This window comes from Malaciobacter mytili LMG 24559 (assembly GCF_003346775.1).
Classification (GTDB): Bacteria; Campylobacterota; Campylobacteria; order Campylobacterales; family Arcobacteraceae; genus Malaciobacter; species Malaciobacter mytili.
This window is the reverse complement of the sequence record NZ_CP031219.1, coordinates 281,803-303,049: the sequence shown is the minus strand read 5'-3', so window position 1 is coordinate 303,049 and position 21,247 is coordinate 281,803. Positions and strand designations below refer to the sequence as shown.

Here is a 21,247-nt window from a genome sequence, read left to right as displayed (position 1 = left end):
ATAAATGTTATTATTATCATAAAGAATAATAAAGGTATAAAATAATGCTAACGGATTTTGCAAAACTTGAAACATTTTTAACTGTAGTTAGGGAAAAATCTTTTTCAAAAGCTTCAGCAAAACTTGGTATTTCTCAACCTGCAGTTACACAACAAATGAAGTTTATCGAAGACTACTTAGATGTTCAAATAGTAGATAGAAAGAAAAATGGAATTAGGCTAACAAAAGAGGGGCAAATGCTTTACTCTATTGCACAAAAAATAGAAAGATGTGTAAATAATGCAGAAAAAGAACTACTTAAGATTATGAATAAAGATGTAACTTTTGTATTTGGTGCCTCTTTCATCATAGGTAACTATATTTTACCTAGATTTTTAAATAATTTAAAAGAGAATATTAATAATGATGTATCAATAAATGTATCTGTTTCACATAAAGCAATTGAAGATTTATTGGATAAAAAAATAGATATGGCTTTAGTTGAAAACTATATTCCTGATGATAATATTATTTATAGAGAATGGATGGATGATGAAATTGTAATTTTTTCTAATCAAGCACTTCCATTAAAAGCAAAAGCAAAAGATTTATTATCATATAAATGGGTATGTAGAAATCCTGATTCACATACAAGATTAATCTTTAAAGAATCACTAGATAAAGCAAACTATCCTGACTGTGATACATTTAATGTTACAAGTGAAGTAACAAGTGCCACAACTATTGTACAAACTGTTTTACATTCAAATAAAGATGATGTACCAACGGTATCTATAGTATCAAGAAATGCAATTGAATCACTACTTAAAGCTGGTGTTTTATTTGAATCAAGAATTGGTAATCAAAAGATGATAAGAAAACTATATATTGCATATAGAAAAGATAGAAAACACGACGCATTTATAGAAAATGTTGTTGATTATCTATTAAAAATCAAATAAGCTTAGGAATTTTTTCCTAGCTTAATAAATAAAACCTTCTTTTAATAAAGCTTCTCTTATTTTAAAAATTTGTTGATGTTTATTTTTACACCATAAAGGTGATAAAAGTGTATTATCATCAATTCCTGCTGTTACTCTTTGAATAGAGATATTATTTGGAAGATTCTTAATAGATTTTACAACCGTATCAATATATAAATCTTCACTAATTGGAGTAAATTTACCTTTTTTAAATTGTGCTGTTAATAATGTATTTTTAACAACATATAAAGGATGAAATTTTATAGAATCCACATTTAGTTTAACAGTTTGCTCAAAAGTATCTAACATCATCTCTTGTGTTTCACCTGGAAGTCCATAGATTAAATGACCACAAACATTTAAGCCTTTTTGCTTAGTTCTTTGTATCCAATATTTCATATTAGAACTACTATCACCTCTATTTATCTCTTCTAAAGTTTCATCATAAAAAGATTGTATTCCATATTCAACCCAAATCTCTTTATCTTTTGATAATTCAACTAAATAATCTAAAATCTCTTCTGTTACACAATCAGTTCTTGTACCAATTGATAAACCTATTACATTTTCAAAACTTAAGGCTTTTGAATATAAAGCTTTTAAAGTCTCTATTGGAGCATAAGTATTTGTAAAAGATTGAAAATAAACTATAAATTTTTTTGCACCAAATTTATTTTGAAGTCTTTGTTTTGTAGCTTCAAATTGTAATTGTAGTTGTTTTAGTTGATTATCCAAATAAGGATTTTTTTCTACTCTTGGATTTAATTTAAACTTACTTTTTTTTTCTTGTAAGTTTGGAGAGAAGGAGTCATTTTCACAAAATGAACACCCTCCTCTTGCCACTGTACCATCTATATTTGGACAAGTGAATCCTGATATTGAAATTGGAACTTTATAAATTGTCTCACCAAATTTTTCTCTAAAATATCTTCCAATTGTTAGAACTTCTTTTAAATTGCTCATTATTTTGTTACGAAATAGTCTCCATCAAAGCTTTCTAATGCATAGTTTCTATCTGCTCCAATTGAATTTCTTAAATCTTCAATTGAAAGATATTCTAAAGAATCAGCTTCAATATATTTACAAACCTCTTCTTTTGTCATTTTAAATGAAATTAACTCTTCTTGATTTGGTGTATCTATACCATAATAACAAGGAAATTTAATTTCAGGGCTTGCTACTCTAAAGTGAACTTCTTTAGCACCAGCATCTTTAAGCATTTTTACAATTCTTTTAGATGTAGTTCCTCTAACAATTGAATCATCAATTACAAGTAAAGATTTACCTGCAATTAAAGATTTCATTGGAGAAAGCTTCATTCTAACCTTTAAATTTCTCATCTCTTGTGTTGGTTCAATAAATGTTCTACCAACATAATGGTTTCTAATAATCCCTAATTCAAAAGGTACTCCACTTTGTGCTGCATAACCAAGTGCTGCTGGAACTCCTGAATCAGGTACTGGAACAACCATATCTACTTTTAAATCTTTATTTGCATCATTTTTAGCAAGAGTTTTTCCCATATTTTCTCTTGTAATATATACATTTTTACCATCAATAACTGAATCAGGCCTTGCAAAATATACATATTCAAAAGCACAAGGTCTATACTCTGGTTCAAATAGTTGAATAGACTCTGGTTGCTCATTATTTTCACTAAAAATTAACATTTCACCAGGGTTCACATCTCTAATAAAATCTGCATCAACTAAATCAAAAGCACAAGTTTCACTAGCAACTATATAGCCACCTGATTTTAGTTTACCTAAAGATAAAGGTCTAATTCCATATCTATCTCTAATTACAAACTGTTTAGACCTAGATTGAACAATAAAACAGTATGCACCAACAGTTTTATTTAATGCCTCTTTTATTCTATCTCTTAATCTATCTTTTGAACTTTTTGCAATTAAATGAATAAGGTTTTCAGTATCCATTCCTGTTTGAAAAATAGCACCTTTATCTATTAGCTCATTTCTTACTTCTTCTTTATTAATTAAGTTTCCATTATGAACAATTGACATTTCACCCAATTTATATTTTGCAAAAACTGGTTGAGCATCTAAAATAGAATCACTACCCGCTGTTGAGTATCTATTATGACCTATTGCCATATTACCTTTTAGATATTGTAATGCTTCATCTGTAAAAACTTCTGAAACTAAACCACTATCTTTCTTTGTATAAATCTTTCCATCACATGATGAAGAGATACCAGTAGCCTCTTGCCCTCTATGTTGCATTGCAAAAAGAGCAACAGAAGCAAGTCTTGCTGCATTATTATTACCATAAATTCCAACTATTGCACACATTTATTTAACCTTACTAATAAAAGAGAAGTGAACTTAATGCGCAGAAATTTCTTCTCTTTATAAAATTTTATTTAATTAATTATAGACCTAAAGCATCATTGATTGAGTATAAATTTGGCTCTTTACCAATAAGCCATTTTGCAACTTTAATAGCACCTCTTGAAAAAGTATTTCTTGCTGTTGCAGTATGATGAAGTTCTATAAACTCCCCATCATTATATAAACCTACTGTATGTCTTCCTACAATATCTCCACCTCTTAAACTCATAACACCAATTTCATCTTTTGTTCTAGCGCCAATATCTCCATCTCTTCCTGATACTCTAACTTTATCTAAGTCTAAATCTCTAGCACGTGCTGCATGTTCTGCTAAAGTTAAAGCTGTACCAGATGGTGAATCAACTTTATATCTATGATGTTGTTCAACAATTTCAATATCAAAATCAGCTAATGTTTTTGAAGCTAGTGCAACAAGTTTATTTAAAACTGCCACACCTAAACTCATATTTGTTGAATATAAAATAGGAACTAATTTACTTGCTTCAACTAATAGGTTTTGTTGATGTTTAGAAAATCCTGTTGTTGCAATTACTAAAGGTTTTCTAATTCCATGTTCAACTACTTGAGTTAATAACTCTTCAGTTGCAGCTGGTGCAGAAAAATCAATAACAACATCAACACTTTGCATTAATTCTTTCATATCATTTGTTACAACTGTATTTTCAGGAACGCTTTTTTCTAACTTATCAAAAACATGAACAGCAGCTAAAACTGCCTCTTTGTCATTTTTTAAATCATCAATTAATAATGTTCCAACTCTTCCTGTACTTCCAACAATTCCTACTTTAATCATCTTATAAAACTTCCCTCTTACCCTAAAAATTCAATAATATTAACAGCAGCAGTAGCACCATCACCAGCAGCACAAACCACTTGCTTAGCAGCATCAATTCTAACATCACCAGCAGCATATAAACCAGGAACAGAAGTTTTCATTTTTAAATCAACAATAACTTCCCCTTGCTCATTTACTTCACATAAAAATGAACCATCTTCTTGTTTAATTGGCTCATTTAATACATCCCTTCCTACAAATACAAATACTCCTGGTACATTTAAATCTCTTATACTTCCATCTTCTTTACTCTTTACTTTTAGTCCTAATACCCCTGTATTATCACCATATACCTCTTCTACACTTACATTTGTAACTTCTTCAATATTTTGTGTATGTTTCATATGCTCTATAGTACTAGGTGCAGCTTTATATGTATCTCTTCTATGTACTAAATAAACTTTACTACAAATTTTTGATAAATAAACAGCCTCTTCTAAAGCAGAATCCCCACCACCAATAACAGCAACTTCTTTATTCTTATAAAAAAATCCATCACAAGTAGCACAAGTAGAGATACCTCTACCAAAGAACTCTTTTTCACCTTTAAAACCAGCTTTCTTAGGAACAGAACCAGTAGCTAATAAAACTGCTTTAGATTCAAAAGTCTTACCATCAGAAGTAGTTAAAGTAAAAATATCACTATTCTTAGAAACAGAAGAAACTAAAGACATTTCATGCTTTAAACCAAACTTCATAGCTTGAGCAGGCCAAGACTGCATTAAATCTAAACCAGACATAACTTTATCTTGACCCGGGTAATTTTCAATTTCAGAAGAACCAGTGATTTGACCACCAGGCATACCCATTTCGAACATAATAACGTTTTTTAAGCCACCTCTAGTTGCATATAAACCAGCTGTTAATCCTGCTGGTCCTCCTCCTATTATCGCTAAATCTAACATTTTTTAGTTCCTTTATATTATTAAGACGTAATCATACAGTAAAAATATTAAGCAATAGGTTAATCAAAAATAGCTAATTTTTTAAATTAAGTTTTATTAGATTTTTTAAAAATAATGATTGAATATTCACTTTTTTTTAATGTTTTTTTTGTTATTTTACTAAGATTTCAAGGAGTAAAAAATATATGGAAACATTAGACGCTATAATTTCTGCTATTTCCTCATTTGTTTGGGGAGTTCCAATGCTAACATTGTTAGTAGGAACAGGACTATATCTTACTATTAAACTTAAAGGTATGCAATTTTGGGCATTAGGACATGCTTTTAAATTAATTTTTATAAAAGAAAAAGGAGCAAAAGGTGATATTTCTCACTTTTCAGCTTTAACAACAGCCTTAGCTGCAACAGTTGGAATTGGTAATATTGTTGGTGTGGCAACTGCTATTACTTTTGGAGGCCCTGGTGCAGTTTTTTGGATGTGGGTTACAGGACTTGTGGGTATGGCAACTAAATACTCAGAAGCAATTTTAGCTGTAAAGTATAGAGAAAAAGGTGAAAATGGGTATAAAGGTGGACCAATGTACTATATTGCAAAAGGTGCAAACTTGCCTAAACTTGGTGCAATATTTGCTCTTTTTACAGTATTAGCCTCTTTTGGTATTGGAAATATGACTCAATCAAATGCTGTTGCAAATGCACTATTTACACAATTTTCAGTTCCATCTTGGGTAACAGGTATTGTTCTTTTAACTATCACTTCTTTAGTTATTTTAGGAGGAATAAAATCAATTGGAAAAACAACTGCTTTTTTAATTCCTTTTATGATTGCAATTTATTTAGTAACTGCATTTGCTATTATTTTTACAAACTTAGATAAAGTTGCAGATGCTTTTTCATTGATTTTCTATTACGCTTTTAATCCAATTTCAGCAACTGGAGGATTTGCAGGAGCTGCTGTTGCAGCTGCAATTAGATATGGACTTGCAAGGGGAGTTTTTTCAAATGAATCAGGACTTGGTTCTGCTCCAATAGCAGCAGCGGCTGCTATTACAAACGACCCTGTAAAACAAGCACTTGTTTCAATGACACAAACTTTTATTGATACATTAATTGTTTGTACTACAACTGCAATTATTATTTTAATGTCACCTGTTTGGCAACAAGGAGTAGGAGCAGGAGAATTAACTTTAAAAAGTTTTCAATTTTTCTTAGGAGATACGGGTGCAGTTATTATTGTAATTGCAACTATTCTTTTTGGGTATTCAACTATTCTTGGTTGGTCATATTATGGTGAGAGAGCATTTGAGTATCTATTTGGAGATAATGCAGTTAAATTTTATAGAATAATTTTTGTTAGTTTCATTTTAATAGGAGCTATGCTAGAACTTAAATTTGTATGGAATTTTTCAGATGTTGCAAATGGACTTATGGCAATTCCAAACTTAATTGGTCTTTTATTATTATCAAATATAGTATCTTCTGAAACAAAAAGATATTTTAAACATGATAAATTATAATAATTACTAACTACTTAACTCCCAGACAAATTATTGAAAGCTTAAATATGTTTTCAATAAAGTCTGGCTCTTTTTCATCTAGTAAATGATTTTTTGGGTTACTTTTTTTAAATATATCTAGCATTTTTACTTAAAGAGTATCCCATTCCCTTTACAATTGTTATACTATCAGTTGGAAGTTTTTTTCTTAATCTTTTTATCATAGCTCTTATATTTGTAAGATTTGTTTCTTCCCCTTCCCAAACATAATTTATAATTTCATCATAACTTGCCACATGGTGTAAATTTAAAGCAAAAAGTTCTAAAAATAAAATCTCTTTTTTTGTTAATTCTACCTCATCGCCATTTATATATAATTTATGCTCTTTTATATCATATAAACACTCATCTGTTAATAAAAACTTATTTGAAGTTGGACTACAAAGTTTCGTAACTTTTTGAATAAGTTCAAAAATATAAAATGGTTTTTTAATATAATCATCACATCCCATTTTATAAGATTTTTCAATCTTTTCTAAGTCATGGTTTGAACTAATAATTAGTACAGGAACATCTTTATGATTCATTCTAATATATTCTAAAATAGTAATTCCATCAATTGATGGTACATTTATATCTAAAATAAAACATTTATAACCATTTTCTAAAGCTTCTAAAGCTTCATCACCATTATCAAAACAATCCACAATAAAACCCTCTTTTTCCAAAGAGGTGCTTATTAGCTTTAGTAGTCTTTCATTATCTTCTAAAACTAGAATTTTCATTAATTTTGCTCCAATATAATAGTAAAACAAGCACCGACTTTTGTATTTCTTACTGTTATTTTACCATGCATTTTATCTTCTATAATTACTTTTGCCATATATAATCCAATACCACTTCCACTCTCTTTTGTTGAATAATATGGATTGAAAATATTTTCTATATTCTTCTCATCAATCCCACCAGCATTATCTTTAATATTTACAAAAAGTTTATTTTGATCATTAAATATCTCTATTTTTATAGACCTATTTTTAAAATCTTTTTTTACTAACTCATCTTTTGCATTATTTATAATATTTAAAAAAGACTGCATAAACTCATTTCTATAACCATAAACTCTAACATTTGTATTTTCTTTTAAAGTTATATCTACTTTTATATAGTTAAATTTAATATTATGTTCTACAATTTTAAGCAAAGAAGTAATTGCTTCATAAATATCAAAAGTTGTTTTTTTATTTGAAGGTTTAATAAAATCTTGAAAATCATTTATTGTATCATTCATATATTTAACTTGAGTCATAATATCTTTTACATAAGATTCATTTTCTTTATTATTTTCACCATTTGCATAAAAACTCTCTTGAGCTATTGTAGTTATTTCTACAAGTGGAGCTTTCCATTGATGTGCAATTGCTGAAAATATCTCTCCAATTTCTGCAAGTTTTGATTGTTGGATTAAAAACTCTTGATTTCTTTCTTTTTCTTTTTCTATTTCTATTTCTTTTGTAATATCAGTAAAAATAGTAACTAAACCTAAATCTATACCATCATTTTTATATGTTGCTTGTTTTATTAAAAGAACTTTTTTTTCAAAATTTTTATTTACAAAAGTAAATTGTGAATATTTTTGAGGATTTCTTTCATATTTTTCTAAAACTTCTAATAATCTTCCAACATATTTATTTGTTCTAAATTTTTTTAATCTACTAAAATATAAATTTTGTGCAGGAATATCTATCATAGAACAGAATTTTGTATTAAAATCTACAATTTTTCCTTCACTATTTTGCCAAAAAATTGGACTTTCAATTGCATTTAATAAAGTCTCATCAAACTCTATTCTCTCTTTTAATAAATTTTCTGTTTTTCTTCTATAATAAATATTATGTAAAAGTCCAATAACTAATAAAACCAATAAAGGGAAAAGTAAAAATAAAATTTCAAGTAAATCCCTATGCCTTTGAAAAAAATCTAAAGGTTTATTTATAATCTCATATTTATTATAAAAGTAGTATGGGCTTATATTAAATTCTCTTAATTTTAAACTATCAAATTTATAGTCATAATCTATATATATTTTATTGTTTTTTAGATTATTTTGTTTTTTAGCAAGAATATCTAAAGCTAATTTTCCAGAAACATTACCTAATTTTGTAATAGGTACAAGTTTACCCCCAACAACCCCTTTTGTTAAAAATAAATCATCAGTTATAAATATAGGTAATTTTATATTATGAATTAGCCTTTCTATTTGATTATCTTTATTTAGTTTTTTAGTTTTATCCTCATAAAACTTAATAAAAAATATAGCTTCATTGCGTTTGAAAGTTGAAAACTTTTTTGTTATTTCTTCTAAAGTTGATTTTTCAATATATTCAATTTCAAATCTTTTTCTTTTATCTTTTAAAGCCTCTTCCACTAAAAGATTTGTTTTTTCATAAGATAATGAATCATTTATTATATAGAGTTTTTTAAGTTTTGGCATTACTCTATTTATAAATTTTATATTTTCAGTAATATCTCTTTTTGATAAAACAGAATAATGATTTAAAGGAAGTTTTTCACTTAAAGTCTCTATTCCTGTATAAATTAAAGGAATATTATTAAAAAGCTTATCTTTATTTTTTATGGCAAAATCATATGCAAATTTATCAATAGCAATAATTGTATCATACTGCTTATTTTTTAATTGCAAAGAGTATAACTCTAAAAGCTTATTTAAATAACCTTTTTGATTAACTCTTTTATAATCCATATATAAAACATTTACATCTATTTCATCTGTTTTATAAAAACTATTTTCAATACCTTTTATAATATTATCGCTATATAAAAATCCCCTATGATAGGAATTTAAAATTAGTATATTTTTTTCAAACTGCGCAAATAAAAAAGTATTAAAAAGAGTAATAAAAAGAAAAAGATTTCTTAAAAATTTCACTTTTATCCTAAGTTTTAGTAGTAGAATTTATAGATAGGGTATATCCCTAATCTATAAATTATAATAAAGAGTTTATTTTATCAGCTAATGCTTGTTTAGAAGCAGCACCAACCATTTGATCTACAATCTCACCATCTTTCATAAAAATAATAGTAGGAATAGATCTAATTCCGTATTTAACAGCTAAGTCTTGTTGCTCATCTGTATTTACTTTACAAATATTTGCTTTACCTTCAAAATCAGCACCTAATTCTTCAATAACAGGAGCTAACATTCTACAAGGTCCGCACCAAGGAGCCCAGAAATCTACTAAAGATACTCCATTTGCAACTGTACTATCAAAATTATCTTGTGTTAAATCAATATATTTTCCCATCACAATCCCTTCTTTTCAAAATATAAAGTTTAATAATTATACTAAGCTAAACTTAAATATAAGTCGTACTAATCTTGTATAAATTTTATTTTGGGTAAAATATTATCTTTAATTTAAGAACGGAAAATTTCATGGATGTAAGAAAAGAGTATTTAGATTTTTTTAAAAGCAAAGGACATGAGGTAATTTCAAGTATGCCTTTAGTTCCAGATGATCCTACACTATTATTTACAAATGCAGGAATGGTACAGTTTAAAGATATATTTACAGGAGCTGTTCCCACGCCAGAAAATAAAACAGCAACAAGTTGTCAGTTATGTGTAAGAGCCGGGGGAAAACATAATGACTTAGAAAATGTTGGTTACACTGCACGACATCATACACTTTTTGAGATGCTTGGAAACTTCTCTTTTGGAGACTATTTTAAAGAAGATGCAATTGCATATGCTTGGGAGTTTGTAACAGTTAATTTAGCTTTACCTAAAGATAAATTATGGGTTACTGTTCACGATAGTGATGATGAAGCTTTCGAAATTTGGCAAAATTATATTAGTGCTGATAGAATTAAAAGATTTGGAGATAAAGACAACTTTTGGTCAATGGGTGATACAGGACCTTGTGGACCTTGTTCTGAAATCTTTTATGACCAAGGTGAAGAAAACTTTGGAAGTGATGAAGATTATTTAGGTGGAGAAGGTGATAGATTCTTAGAGATATGGAACCTAGTATTTATGCAGTATGAAAGAGATGCAAGTGGAAAGATGACTCCACTTCCAAAACCTTCTATTGATACAGGTATGGGTCTTGAAAGAGTTGTTGCTATTAAAGAAGGTAAATTTAATAATTTTGAATCTTCTTTATTTTTACCTATTATAAAAAAGACTCAAGAGCTTGCTAAAAAAGAAGCAACAAAAGAGACTATTGGAAGTTTTAGAGTAATTGCTGACCACTTAAGAGCCGTATCATTTATGATTGCACAAGGGATTTTATTTGATAAAGAAGGTAGAGGTTATGTTTTAAGAAGAATCTTAAGAAGAGCTGTTAGACATGGTTATCTTTTAGGGTTTAGAAAACCTTTTATGGCAAACTTAGTTGAAACTTTAGATTCTATTGTAGGTAACCATTACAATGAAATTAGAGAACAAAAAGAGTATATAAAAGAACAAATTACACTTGAAGAAGATAGATTTTTTAAAACTATTGAATCTGGTATGTCTTTATTTGAAGAAGAGTTAAAAATCACTAAAGAAAAATTCTCTGGTGAGGTTGCTTTTAAACTTTATGATACATATGGTTTCCCTTTAGACTTAACTCAAGATATGTTAAGAGATAAAAATATTGAAGTTGATATTGAAACTTTTGATAGATTAATGAATGAGCAAAAAAGTAAAGCTAAAGCTGCGTGGAAAGGTAGTGGAGATAGTGCAACTGATGGTGATTTTAAACAATTATTAGAAAAATATGGGAAAAATGAGTTTGTAGGATATAACCAAACAGCATATAACTCAAAAATTATTAGTTTATTAGATGAAAACTTTAAAGAGGTTTCTACTTTAAGTGCAGGACAAAATGGTTGGGTTATGTTGGATAAAACACCATTTTATGCTGAGTCAGGTGGACAAAGTGGAGATATTGGAGTTATTGAAGATGAAAATCATATTGCAGAAATTTTAGATACTAAAAAATTCTTTGATTTAAATCTTTCAAAAATTAAAGTATCAAAATCAAATTTAACTATTGGTGAAACTGTTGCATGTGTGGTTGTAAATAGATATGAAGTGGCAAAACACCATAGTGCAACGCACCTTTTACAAACAGCATTAAAAATGGTTCTTGGAGAAAATGTAGCACAAGCAGGTTCTTTAAATGACTCTTCTAGATTAAGATTTGACTTTACATATCCAAAAGCTATGTCTTATGAACAACTAAAAGAGGTTGAAGATTTAGTAAACTCTATGATAGTAAGAGGAATTCCTTCAAATATTGAAGAATTACCTATTGAAGAAGCTAAAAACAAAGGTGCTATTGCTATGTTTGGTGAAAAATATGGTGATATGGTAAGAGTTGTTGATTTTGGTGGAGTAAGTGTTGAATTTTGTGGGGGAACTCACGTAAGAAATAGTGCTGATATTGGAAGCTTTTATATTTTAAAAGAATCAGGAGTTAGTGCAGGAGTTAGAAGAATTGAAGCAGTTTGTGGAGTTGCAGCAATTAACTATACAAATGAAATTATTTCTAAATACCAAGAGATTCAAACAGAAGTTAAAAATCAAGATGTACTTCTTGGAATAAAAAAATTAAAAGACCAAATAAAAGAGCTTAAAAAAGAGCTAGAAGTTGCTCAAAATGCAACACAAGCACCATTAAATGAGCAAATTATTGATGGAACTAAAGTTATTGTTGATGTGGTTTCAAATGGTGATTTAAAGAAAATTGTTGATGATTTAAAAAATGCAAATGAAAAATTAGCAATTTTATTACTTCAAGCAAAAGATGATAAAGTAATGATTGTTGCTGGAAGTAAAAATACAAATATTAAAGCTGGTGAGTGGATTAAAAATATTGCTCCAATTGTTGGTGGAGGTGGTGGAGGAAGACCAGACTTCGCACAAGCAGGTGGAAAAGATGTTACTAAAGTTGAAGAAGCAAAACAAAAAGCTTTAGAGTTTGTAAAAGCAAATTTATAATGTCTGAATTTTTTCAAAATTACTCTGCATTAATTGTTTTTTTGCATGTAATTAGTGCTGTAATTTGGGTAGGAGGAATGATAGCAATTAGATTTGCTATTCATTACTCTATACAAGAAATACAAGAACCAAAGCTTAGACTTGAAAGAACTTTAGAAAATTTAAAAAGATTCTTTTATATGGTAATACCAACTATTTTAACCCTTTTAATTACAGCTATTATAATGATTTTGGCTTTAGGCTTTGAAAAGTCATCTTTATACTCAATTGCCATGACAAAAGAGATTATTTGGACAATAATGGCAATAGTTTTTATAACTATTTACCTAAGAAGAAATAAAGCCCAAAAATATTTTAAAATAGGTGATTTTGAAGCTTGTAAAAAAACACTTTTACCAATTGCAAAATATTATATTCCGTTAAATATTATCTTAGGCTTAACTGCCATTTACTTAGGAGTTGTATTAAGAGGACTTTAATTCTCCTCTAATACCCTTTGTATTTTCCAAAAATGTTTTTTAAAATAAATATTATCTAAACTAGAAATAATCACACCTTTTTTCTTTGAAACATGCATAAATTTTCCATCATCTAAATAAATACCCACATGACGACTATTTTTACCTGTTTTAAAAAATACTAAATCTCCTGCTTTTGCATTAATTTTTGCTACACTTTTTCCTACTCTTGATTGATAATAAGTAGTTCTTGGAATTTTTACATTTAATTTAGTTATATAGGTTTTTTGAATAAAAGCAGAACAATCTATTCCCTTTTTTGAATTACCTCCATACTTATACTTTACACCTTTCCATTCATAATAATGATTTAACAAAAGATTTGTTAATTCATCATCACTTTGTATATTTTCAATATTAGGATTAACTAAAGGATTTGTTGTATAAGAACAAGCAGTAAAAAATAGAGGTATTAAAAATAAAAATAGATATTTTTTTAACATATTAGCCCCAAAAGTTACTTTTTAGAAAATATTATAACAAAAGATTCTTAGTTAAACCCACCATATAAAACTAGCATTATAGGAATATATATTATAGAAAATATTGTACTAAGCAAAATAGTTATACTTGCTTTTTCTGGTTTTATTCCATGTAAAATAGCTAAAGTTACACTATTATTTGCCAAAGGTAAAATAGAAAATAAAAACATCATCTTATAAATTTCACTATTATATAAATTAAAAATAGTTTTATCTAAATATATAAAAAATAAGATAGCTAAAGGCCAATAAATAAATTTTATAAAAAAACTTATAAGTATAAACTTTTTATCTAAATCACTACTTTTTTTAAGTCCCACTAAACTCATCCCTAAAATCATCATCCCCAAAATCCCATAAGCACCTTTAAATTGGGAAGTATAAATAAATAACTCTTCTGGAATAGAAACCCCATTTATATTTAAAATAAGCCCTAAAATAAAAGCATACAAAATAGGAAGTCTAACAACTTTTAATAAAGATTGCTTAACTGTAAAGTTTCCTTTTGCACTTATATAAAATCCTGTTGTATTTCCATAAAAAATAAAACCTAACATAGTAAAAATATAAATATCTGCGAAAGTATGGTCAAAAAAAATCAAAGCTAAAGGGATTCCTGTATATCCTGCATTTGAAGTACCAGCACTAAAAGCTAAAACATTAGAAGTTGCATCACTCCAATATTTTTTACATAAAGTATAAGTTAATATTGCAGTAAAAGAACAAAAAATAAAAAAGAAAATTGGCAAAGAGATTAAAGTATAATCTATTTTTACACTAATAGTAGCAGAAAATACAACTATTGGAGCCAAAATATATATAACTAAATTTGCTATTGATTCTCTTTTTATATCAAGGATTTTTACACTAATATAGCCCAATACTATATTTAAATATAAAGGTGTAATTTTTAATAATAAAGTTAAAAAAAGTCCCATTTTTTAATCCAAAAGAAATTTTTCTTTAGAAAAATATCCATTAAAAGTAGCCATATTTACTAAGCTTTTATTATATTTTTTCAAAAATCTATTTTTATTTAGATATTTACTTTTATATAAATTATCAAATTTTTGAATATACTCTTGTGATAGTTTTCCACTATAATCTAAAATAAATATATCTTTAAAAACTTCATAGTTATAAATTAGATTTAAATACTGTTTTTCATCTATTAAATAAGTTGTAAACTCAAAGTTTTTATAATCAAACTGCTCTACTATTTTCATACTTTTAATTTTAAGTGTAGATTTAAATAATTCTTCAAAAAATCCCCTTTGAAAACCATTCCATTTACAGCTAGAATTTAAATCAATATATTCAATAAATAATTTTCCATACTCTTTATTTTCTTCATTTACATAATATGAGAAATTTGTACATTCATTAAAAGTGTGAATTATATTTTTATTCTCTAAAATAATTTTATTTGAACTAAGAGAGACTTTATTTATAGTAGATGGTGTACAAGCAGTAAAAAAAACTAAAACGGTAATAAATAATAAAATATTTTTCATTTAAAACCCTCCATATAAAGATAGAACTATTGGTATATAAAGTATAGAGATTAAAGTGCTTAAAAGTACAGTAAAACTTGCTTTTTCAGGTTTTGCTTTAAGTAATATTGCTAAAGTCACAGTATTTCCAGCAAGTGGTACAATTGAAACTAAAAATAAAACTTTATAAATATCTTCATTTAAAAAATCAAAAAAATATCTATCTAGATTTATTAGAAGTAACATAGCAAAAGGCCATAAAATAAATTTATATAAATAAGCAACTTTTATATACTTTTTATCAAAATCCTCTTCTAAATTAAAACCTTTTAATCCCATTCCAAGCATCATCATACCTAAAATTCCATAAGCCCATTTTAGATTTTCAAAATATGGTACTATTTCTATTGGAATTTTTACTTCATTTATATTTAAAGCAACTCCCATAATAAATGCGTATAAAAGGGGAAGTTTTAATATTTTTTTTATTGATTGTATGGCTGTAAAGTTACCTTTCGCAGTTACATAAAATCCTGTTGTATTTTCATATAATAAAGAAGCTAAAGTTACAAAAATAAAGATATTTGCAACTTGAGGTTCAAGTAATAACATAGCTAAAGGAATACCAAAATATCCTGTATTTCCTGTACCACAAGTAAAAGCTAAAGTATTGATACTAGCATCACTCCAATGTTTTTTATACCTTATTAAAATATAAAAAGCAATCGCACTTCCAAAAAGAAAAACAAATAAAGGTAAAAATACCATTTGCATATTAATCTCAATTGATAAAGTAGCAAAGAAAATAACAATTGGTCCTAAAATATAAACAAGTAGAAAAGCAACTAAATCTCTTTTAACTTTTAAATATTTAGTAAGTAAATAACCTATAAATATATTTAAATAAAGTGGTAAAATTTTTCCTAATAGTATAAAAAATAAGTTCATAGCTTTCCTTATATTGAAAGCTATAAATATAGCTAAAATCTCATTGAATAATACTTTATATTTTTAATTTAATTTTTGAGATTTAAGATTAGAAAGGATAAGGAAGTAAATGTGATAATAAAAATCATGGAGAGGGAGAAAAATCCAGAATAAGTTTATAATAATTACACTATGTTTATATATTTTGTAGTAACAAATATACTTCACATTTACTTCTTATGCTGGAATTATAATATAACCAGATGACTTTAGTATGACTTTTGCATATTTTAATGAAACTTTCTGAAATTTTAAATCAAAAGTATTTTATGCCCTTGATTTATTATATAAAACCTCTAAAATAGTAGAAACACTTCTTGTATATGCAGCATCAATTCCTTGCTTTTTACAATTTTTTATAACCACTCCACAAATATCTTCAAGTTCTAAATCTCTATTATTTTGTTTATCTACCCACATAGAAGGAACAATAGATTCAAAACTTTTCATTAATTCAAACATCTCTTTTGCATCATTTTCAGAGATATTTACTCCAACAGCATTTGAAGCAAGTGCTGCTTCTTTCATAAGATTATAAACCAATATTGAAGTTTTTTCATTATTTATTAGTGTTCCAGATTTTTCTTCAAGTAAAGCACAAATAGCATTAACTCCATTATTTATAATTAGTTTTTTCCATAACTCTAATCTTATATTATCTGTTAAAATAGTAGTCGTTCCTGTTTTATCTAACTGCTCTTTTAATTTATTTAAAAATAATTTATTTTCATTTGTAGGAACTAATGCACCTAAGATTGTCTGTACCTCTCCTACAGCATCTACTAAACCTTGCTTTACAATATGTGCTGCAATTAATCTTGTAAGTCCTCCAATAACATACTCTTGTTTTAGATACTTTAGCATTTTATCTTCATTTTCAACACCATTTTGTAAAGAGATAAAATATGGAAGTTTTTCCCTATCTTTACTCCATAAAGCTAAATCTTTACATATTTCTTCTGTACTCATAGATTTAGTTGCTAAAAACACTGCATCAATATTATTTATATCAAGTTGTTTTAGTTCATTTATATCTAAAACATCAATATATTCTTCAAAAGTAAAATTAGGATGAGTTAGTTTTAATTTGTTATTTTTAAAATATTCTAAATTTTTACCTCTTACAACAAATTTTACATTATGCCCTTGCATTTTTAATATTACTCCGTAAAAGGATCCAACTCCACCTGCACCAATTACAATAAAATTCATTATATTTCCTATAAAGCTTTTTTAAAATTAATTATATATAAATTATGTATAATAAAAATAAAAAAGGCATAATATTGATAAGACTTGGTTCAAATTCACCAACAAGAGCATTATTATTAAAAAATTTTGGAATTGATTTTATTCAAAGTGGTGGAAATTTTGATGAAGACAGTATTATTACAACTAATCCAAAAGCTTTTTGTTATGAGGCAACAAAAGGAAAATTTGAAGAACTCTATAAAAAATATGGTATAGAAGAGCTACCTTTATTGGTAGCTGATAGCGTGGTTACTTGTAATAATGAACTTTTAAGAAAAGCAAAAGATTTAGATGATGCAAAAAGAATGTTGCAACTACAAAGTGCAAATAAAACATCAGTTATCTCTTGTATGATATATAAATCAAAAAAATTAGAACTTATTGATATTTCTATTACAACATATGAATTTGATAAATTTGACCTAAAACATATGCAAGAATATTTAGACTCAAAAGAGTGTATGGGAAAAGCTGGTGCTATTATGGTCGAGGGCTTTTGTAAACCATATATAAAAAGTGTTAAAGGATACGAATCAACAGCAATGGGACTTTGTGTTGAAAAACTAAAACCATATTTATAAAGGACAAACTATGCCTCATTTACAATTTGAAATAAACAAAAAACTTCTTGATGGTACAAAAAGAGAGTTCTATAAAAAAATAAGAGATACTTTTAGTGAAGTTATGAATACAGGAGTTGATCATATAGCTATAAGTATAAAAGAGCTAAATCGATTTGATGTAAGTATTGGTAGAGCCATAGAAGGTGATGATATTTGTTTAATGAATCTTGATATTAGAGAAGGAAGAAGTATTGAGCAAAGAAGAGAGCTTGCATTAAGATTTATGTCAATTGTAAATGAACTATTTGAAATTGAAAATAGAAACCAATATATTACTTTTACACAGCATAAAGGGGAGGATTTTCACCTAATTGAAAGATATTTAGCCACATGGGCAAAGGGTGAAGACCCTTTAGCTTAATTAATTTTATTTACTAATAAAGAAGGAAGAAGCCCTAAACTCTCTTCCACTACTTTAGTATCTCCATGTTCAATAAAATGGTCTTCATATTCAAATGAAGTTAAATTAATATTAATTTTTTCTTCATTTAAAAACTCTAAAATAGCACTACCTACTCCACCTTGCTTTTGAGAATCACTAAAGATATACCAATCATTATATTTTTTAGATAATTGTTTTAATAACTCTTTATCAAGTGGCTTTACAAATCTTAAATCAAGTATTGCTATATCTTCTTTATGAAGTTCTTGTGTTTCACAGGCTCTTGAAACTCCAGCACCATAACCTATAAATAGTTTATTTGAAGTTCCTTCTTTTAAAAGTTCTGCTTTACCAAATTCAAAAGCTGTAGCTTTAAAGCTTAATGGTGTAAAAGCACCCCTTGGATACCTTATTGCACATGGTTTATCTAAAGTATATGAGTATTCTATTGCTAAATTTAATGTCTCTTCATCTCTTGGTGCAAATAGTACCATATTTGGTAAAAATCTTAAATATGAAATATCAAAAGCACCTTGATGCGTTTCCCCATCATTACCAACAATTCCTGCTCTATCTATTGCAAAAACAACAGGTAAAGACATTAAACAAACATCATGAATAATTTGGTCATATCCCCTTTGTAAAAAAGTAGAATATATTGTTATATAGGGTTTAAAGCCTTCTTTTGCCATTGCAGCCATTGAAGTTACTGCATGTTGTTCAGCAATTGCCACATCCCAAAATCTAGTTGGGAATTCTTTCATTAGTTTATCTATACCTGTTCCACTTGGCATTGCAGCAGTTACACCTACAACATTATCATATTTTGTTGCTAGATTTACTAAAGCATCTGCAAATACAGCTGTTGCTGATTTTGCACTTACTTTTTTTATAAATTCACCATTATCTTTATTAAAAGGACCTACTCCATGCCAATGTTCATGCTGACCCTCTGCAATTGAGTAGCCTTTTCCTTTTACTGTTCTTGCATGGACAATTACAGGCTTATTCATAGCTTTTGCAATCTCTAAAGTTTCTATAATTTCTTCAAGATTATGTCCATCTATTGGACCTATATAATCTATTCCCATCTCTTCAAAAATAATACCAGGAGTGATAAGCTTCATACTTTCTTCTATTTTTTTAGCTATATAAGTAGCTCCCTCAGGAAGTTTTTGAATAATATTTCTATCAATTTTTTCTCTAAAACTTTGATAGAATTTTCCAGCTAAAATTTTACTTAAATATTTAGAAATAGAACCAATTGGTTTTGCAATACTCATTTCATTATCATTTAAAATAATTACAACAGGAAGTTTAATATCTCCTAATTCATTTAAAGCTTCATAAACCATTCCTGCTGTCATAGAACCATCACCTATCATAACAACAGGTATTCTTTTCTCTTTTTTTAATTTTATTGCTTTTGCTGCCCCAACTGCTAAAGAGATAGAAGTAGAGCTATGTCCTGCTACAAAGTAATCAGCACTGCTCTCTTTAGGCTTAGTAAATCCACTTAATCCTCTAAACTGTCTAATAGTTTCAAACTCTTCCCATCTTCCAGTTAATAGTTTATGTGGATAACATTGATGTGATACATCAAAAATAAATGGATCTTTTTGTACATCAAAAACTTTATGCATAGCAACAGTTAATTCAACTGCACCTAATGTTGAACTAAAATGTCCACCATTTCTAGAAACTACATCTATTATTCTTTCTCTAATATCACTGCAAAGTTCTTCTAATTGGCCTAAATTTCTACTCTTAATATTCATTTTTTATCTTTAATTTAAACTTTCTAATACTTCATCTAGGACTTCAAAAACTCTAGTATTTTGCTCTTTTCTTCCAATAGTAATTCTAATAGCATTAACCCCATAACTTGTTAAATCCCTTATAATAATACCTCTTTTAAGTAAACTTTGCGCTACTTCAGCAGAAATATATTTATCATCAAATTTTAATGTTATAAAGTTTGTATAACTTGGAATATATGAAAAACCTCTAGTTTTTGCATAATCTTCATATCTTTTCATCTCTTCAAAATTTCTTTTAATTGTCTCAGACACAAAATCTTCATCTTTAAGTGCTTCAATAGCTGCTGCTAAAGATAAAGTTGTAATATTAAAAGGTGGTCTTAGTTTATAAAGATTTTTAATAATCTCTTTATTTGCTAAACCATACCCTACTCTCATTCCACCTAAAGCATAAGCTTTAGAAAATGTTCCTAAATAAATTACATTTGGAAACTTAGAAATAATATCTTTTGCATCTATTTTTTTATTTTCATCTTTAAAAGCAGCAAACTCTTGATAAGCCCCATCAACAATTACTAAAGTTTCAGGAGAAACTTCTTCTAAAAACTTATATACTTCTTTTGTATCTAAACATTCACCTAAAGGATTATTTGGTAAACATAAGAAAATAATATCTGCACCATTTTCTTTATATAATTTTCTAAATTGTTCTAAGTTATGTTGATCATCTTCAGTTTTAATTATAGTTGCACCTGTTTGTTTACCATAAATTTCATACATTGCAAACGTTGTTTTACTCATTAGAAGTTTAGAATTTTCATCACATTTTGCATGTATAGCAAACTCTAAAATTTGATCACTTCCTGAACCAATTATAATATTTGAGCTTTCCATATCAAATTTTTTTGCTAAGGCATCTTTTAACTCAAACATTGAATCATCTGGGTACATAAACATATTTTTTGCAAGCTCTTGAATTTTTGCAGTAACTTTAGGAGATGTTCCATAAGGATTCTCATTTGATGCAAGTTTTATAATATCTTTTACATCTACTCCATATTCTCTTACAACTAGCTCTATTGGCTTACCTGCTTCATAAATTTTAACTTCATCTAAAACTTTTTTAAACTGCATTTTTTTCCCTAATATTAAACTTTGATTTTAACAC

General features: G+C 27.4%; 20 protein-coding genes. 6 read left to right on the top strand and 14 right to left on the bottom strand.

Annotated elements, in window-relative coordinates; translation table 11 throughout:
- The first annotated feature begins 44 nt into the window (after positions 1-44).
- A complete protein-coding gene (locus AMYT_RS01605) occupies positions 45-941 on the top strand; it encodes a LysR family transcriptional regulator (protein ID WP_114840818.1) in 897 nt (298 codons plus the stop codon).
- A 21-nt stretch (positions 942-962) separates the two neighbouring features.
- On the opposite strand, the gene AMYT_RS01600 is transcribed toward AMYT_RS01605, so the two are convergent.
- The 4 genes from AMYT_RS01600 to trxB all read right to left on the bottom strand — a co-directional run bounded on the left by AMYT_RS01600 (position 963) and on the right by trxB (position 5,074).
- The gene (locus AMYT_RS01600; protein ID WP_114840817.1) at positions 963-1,925 is read right to left on the bottom strand and encodes a TIGR01212 family radical SAM protein; all 963 of its coding nucleotides are present in this window, start codon (positions 1,923-1,925) and stop codon (positions 963-965) included.
- Complete coding sequence (purF, locus tag AMYT_RS01595) at positions 1,925-3,274, bottom strand: amidophosphoribosyltransferase (RefSeq protein ID WP_114840816.1); 1,350 nt, start codon at positions 3,272-3,274, stop codon at positions 1,925-1,927. Before purF ends, AMYT_RS01600 begins: the two co-directional genes overlap by 1 nt.
- Positions 3,275-3,353: 79 nt before the next feature.
- The gene (gene dapB, locus AMYT_RS01590) at positions 3,354-4,127 is read right to left on the bottom strand and encodes a 4-hydroxy-tetrahydrodipicolinate reductase (RefSeq protein WP_114840815.1); all 774 of its coding nucleotides are present in this window, start codon (positions 4,125-4,127) and stop codon (positions 3,354-3,356) included.
- Positions 4,128-4,144: 17 nt separating this feature from the next.
- Complete coding sequence (gene trxB / locus AMYT_RS01585) at positions 4,145-5,074, bottom strand: thioredoxin-disulfide reductase (protein WP_114840814.1); 930 nt, start codon at positions 5,072-5,074, stop codon at positions 4,145-4,147.
- A 185-nt stretch (positions 5,075-5,259) separates the two neighbouring features.
- On the opposite strand from trxB, the gene AMYT_RS01580 reads away from it, so the two are divergent.
- Positions 5,260-6,591, top strand: a complete 1,332-nt coding sequence (locus AMYT_RS01580) for an alanine/glycine:cation symporter family protein (RefSeq protein WP_114840813.1) — start codon at positions 5,260-5,262, stop codon at positions 6,589-6,591.
- 107 nt (positions 6,592-6,698) lie between these two features.
- On the opposite strand, the gene AMYT_RS01575 is transcribed toward AMYT_RS01580, so the two are convergent.
- Genes AMYT_RS01575 through trxA form a run of 3 tightly spaced genes read right to left on the bottom strand, consistent with a single transcriptional unit; the run spans position 6,699 to position 9,896 of the window.
- Positions 6,699-7,355 carry a response regulator transcription factor gene (locus AMYT_RS01575; RefSeq protein ID WP_114843127.1) on the bottom strand — a complete coding sequence of 219 codons (657 nt, stop codon included), beginning with the start codon at positions 7,353-7,355 and terminating at the stop codon, positions 6,699-6,701.
- The gene (locus tag AMYT_RS01570) at positions 7,355-9,520 is read right to left on the bottom strand and encodes a sensor histidine kinase (RefSeq protein WP_114840812.1); all 2,166 of its coding nucleotides are present in this window, start codon (positions 9,518-9,520) and stop codon (positions 7,355-7,357) included. Before AMYT_RS01570 ends, AMYT_RS01575 begins: the two co-directional genes overlap by 1 nt.
- A 58-nt stretch (positions 9,521-9,578) precedes the next feature.
- Positions 9,579-9,896 carry a thioredoxin gene (trxA, locus tag AMYT_RS01565; RefSeq protein WP_114840811.1) on the bottom strand — a complete coding sequence of 106 codons (318 nt, stop codon included), beginning with the start codon at positions 9,894-9,896 and terminating at the stop codon, positions 9,579-9,581.
- A gap of 131 nt (positions 9,897-10,027) precedes the next feature.
- Here trxA and alaS point away from each other — a divergent pair, with 131 nt between their 5' ends.
- Together alaS and AMYT_RS01555 are read left to right on the top strand one after the other, a co-directional pair.
- The gene (gene alaS, locus AMYT_RS01560) at positions 10,028-12,583 is read left to right on the top strand and encodes an alanine--tRNA ligase (protein WP_114840810.1); all 2,556 of its coding nucleotides are present in this window, start codon (positions 10,028-10,030) and stop codon (positions 12,581-12,583) included.
- The gene (locus AMYT_RS01555) at positions 12,583-13,062 is read left to right on the top strand and encodes a hypothetical protein (protein ID WP_114840809.1); all 480 of its coding nucleotides are present in this window, start codon (positions 12,583-12,585) and stop codon (positions 13,060-13,062) included. Before alaS ends, AMYT_RS01555 begins: the two co-directional genes overlap by 1 nt.
- Here AMYT_RS01555 and AMYT_RS01550 read toward each other — a convergent pair.
- From AMYT_RS01550 to AMYT_RS01530, 5 genes are all read right to left on the bottom strand, one after another.
- The gene (locus AMYT_RS01550; protein ID WP_114840808.1) at positions 13,059-13,544 is read right to left on the bottom strand and encodes an NlpC/P60 family protein; all 486 of its coding nucleotides are present in this window, start codon (positions 13,542-13,544) and stop codon (positions 13,059-13,061) included. The two genes, AMYT_RS01555 and AMYT_RS01550, sit on opposite strands and share 4 nt — an antisense overlap.
- Before the next feature lie 47 nt (positions 13,545-13,591).
- Positions 13,592-14,521, bottom strand: coding sequence for an AEC family transporter (locus tag AMYT_RS01545; protein WP_114840807.1), 930 nt, complete (start codon positions 14,519-14,521; stop codon positions 13,592-13,594).
- Positions 14,522-14,524: 3 nt separating this feature from the next.
- Complete coding sequence (locus AMYT_RS01540; protein WP_114840806.1) at positions 14,525-15,097, bottom strand: hypothetical protein; 573 nt, start codon at positions 15,095-15,097, stop codon at positions 14,525-14,527.
- Positions 15,098-16,024: an AEC family transporter gene (locus AMYT_RS01535; protein ID WP_114840805.1), complete on the bottom strand. Its 927-nt coding sequence runs from the start codon at positions 16,022-16,024 to the stop codon at positions 15,098-15,100.
- Between the two features lie 306 nt (positions 16,025-16,330).
- A complete protein-coding gene (locus AMYT_RS01530; RefSeq protein ID WP_114840804.1) occupies positions 16,331-17,275 on the bottom strand; it encodes a ketopantoate reductase family protein in 945 nt (314 codons plus the stop codon).
- 74 nt (positions 17,276-17,349) lie between these two features.
- Here AMYT_RS01530 and maf point away from each other — a divergent pair, with 74 nt between their 5' ends.
- Positions 17,350-17,895 (top strand): septum formation inhibitor Maf, encoded by a 546-nt coding sequence (gene maf, locus AMYT_RS01525; protein ID WP_114840803.1) that lies wholly within the window; start codon positions 17,350-17,352, stop codon positions 17,893-17,895.
- Positions 17,896-17,905: 10 nt separating this feature from the next.
- Positions 17,906-18,298 (top strand): tautomerase family protein, encoded by a 393-nt coding sequence (locus AMYT_RS01520; protein ID WP_114840802.1) that lies wholly within the window; start codon positions 17,906-17,908, stop codon positions 18,296-18,298.
- Here the strand turns inward: AMYT_RS01520 and dxs are convergent.
- Positions 18,295-20,097, bottom strand: a complete 1,803-nt coding sequence (gene dxs, locus AMYT_RS01515) for a 1-deoxy-D-xylulose-5-phosphate synthase (RefSeq protein WP_114840801.1) — start codon at positions 20,095-20,097, stop codon at positions 18,295-18,297. The genes AMYT_RS01520 and dxs overlap by 4 nt on opposite strands.
- Before the next feature lie 9 nt (positions 20,098-20,106).
- Positions 20,107-21,213: a histidinol-phosphate transaminase gene (gene hisC / locus AMYT_RS01510; RefSeq protein WP_114840800.1), complete on the bottom strand. Its 1,107-nt coding sequence runs from the start codon at positions 21,211-21,213 to the stop codon at positions 20,107-20,109.
- Positions 21,214-21,247: the final 34 nt, after the last annotated feature.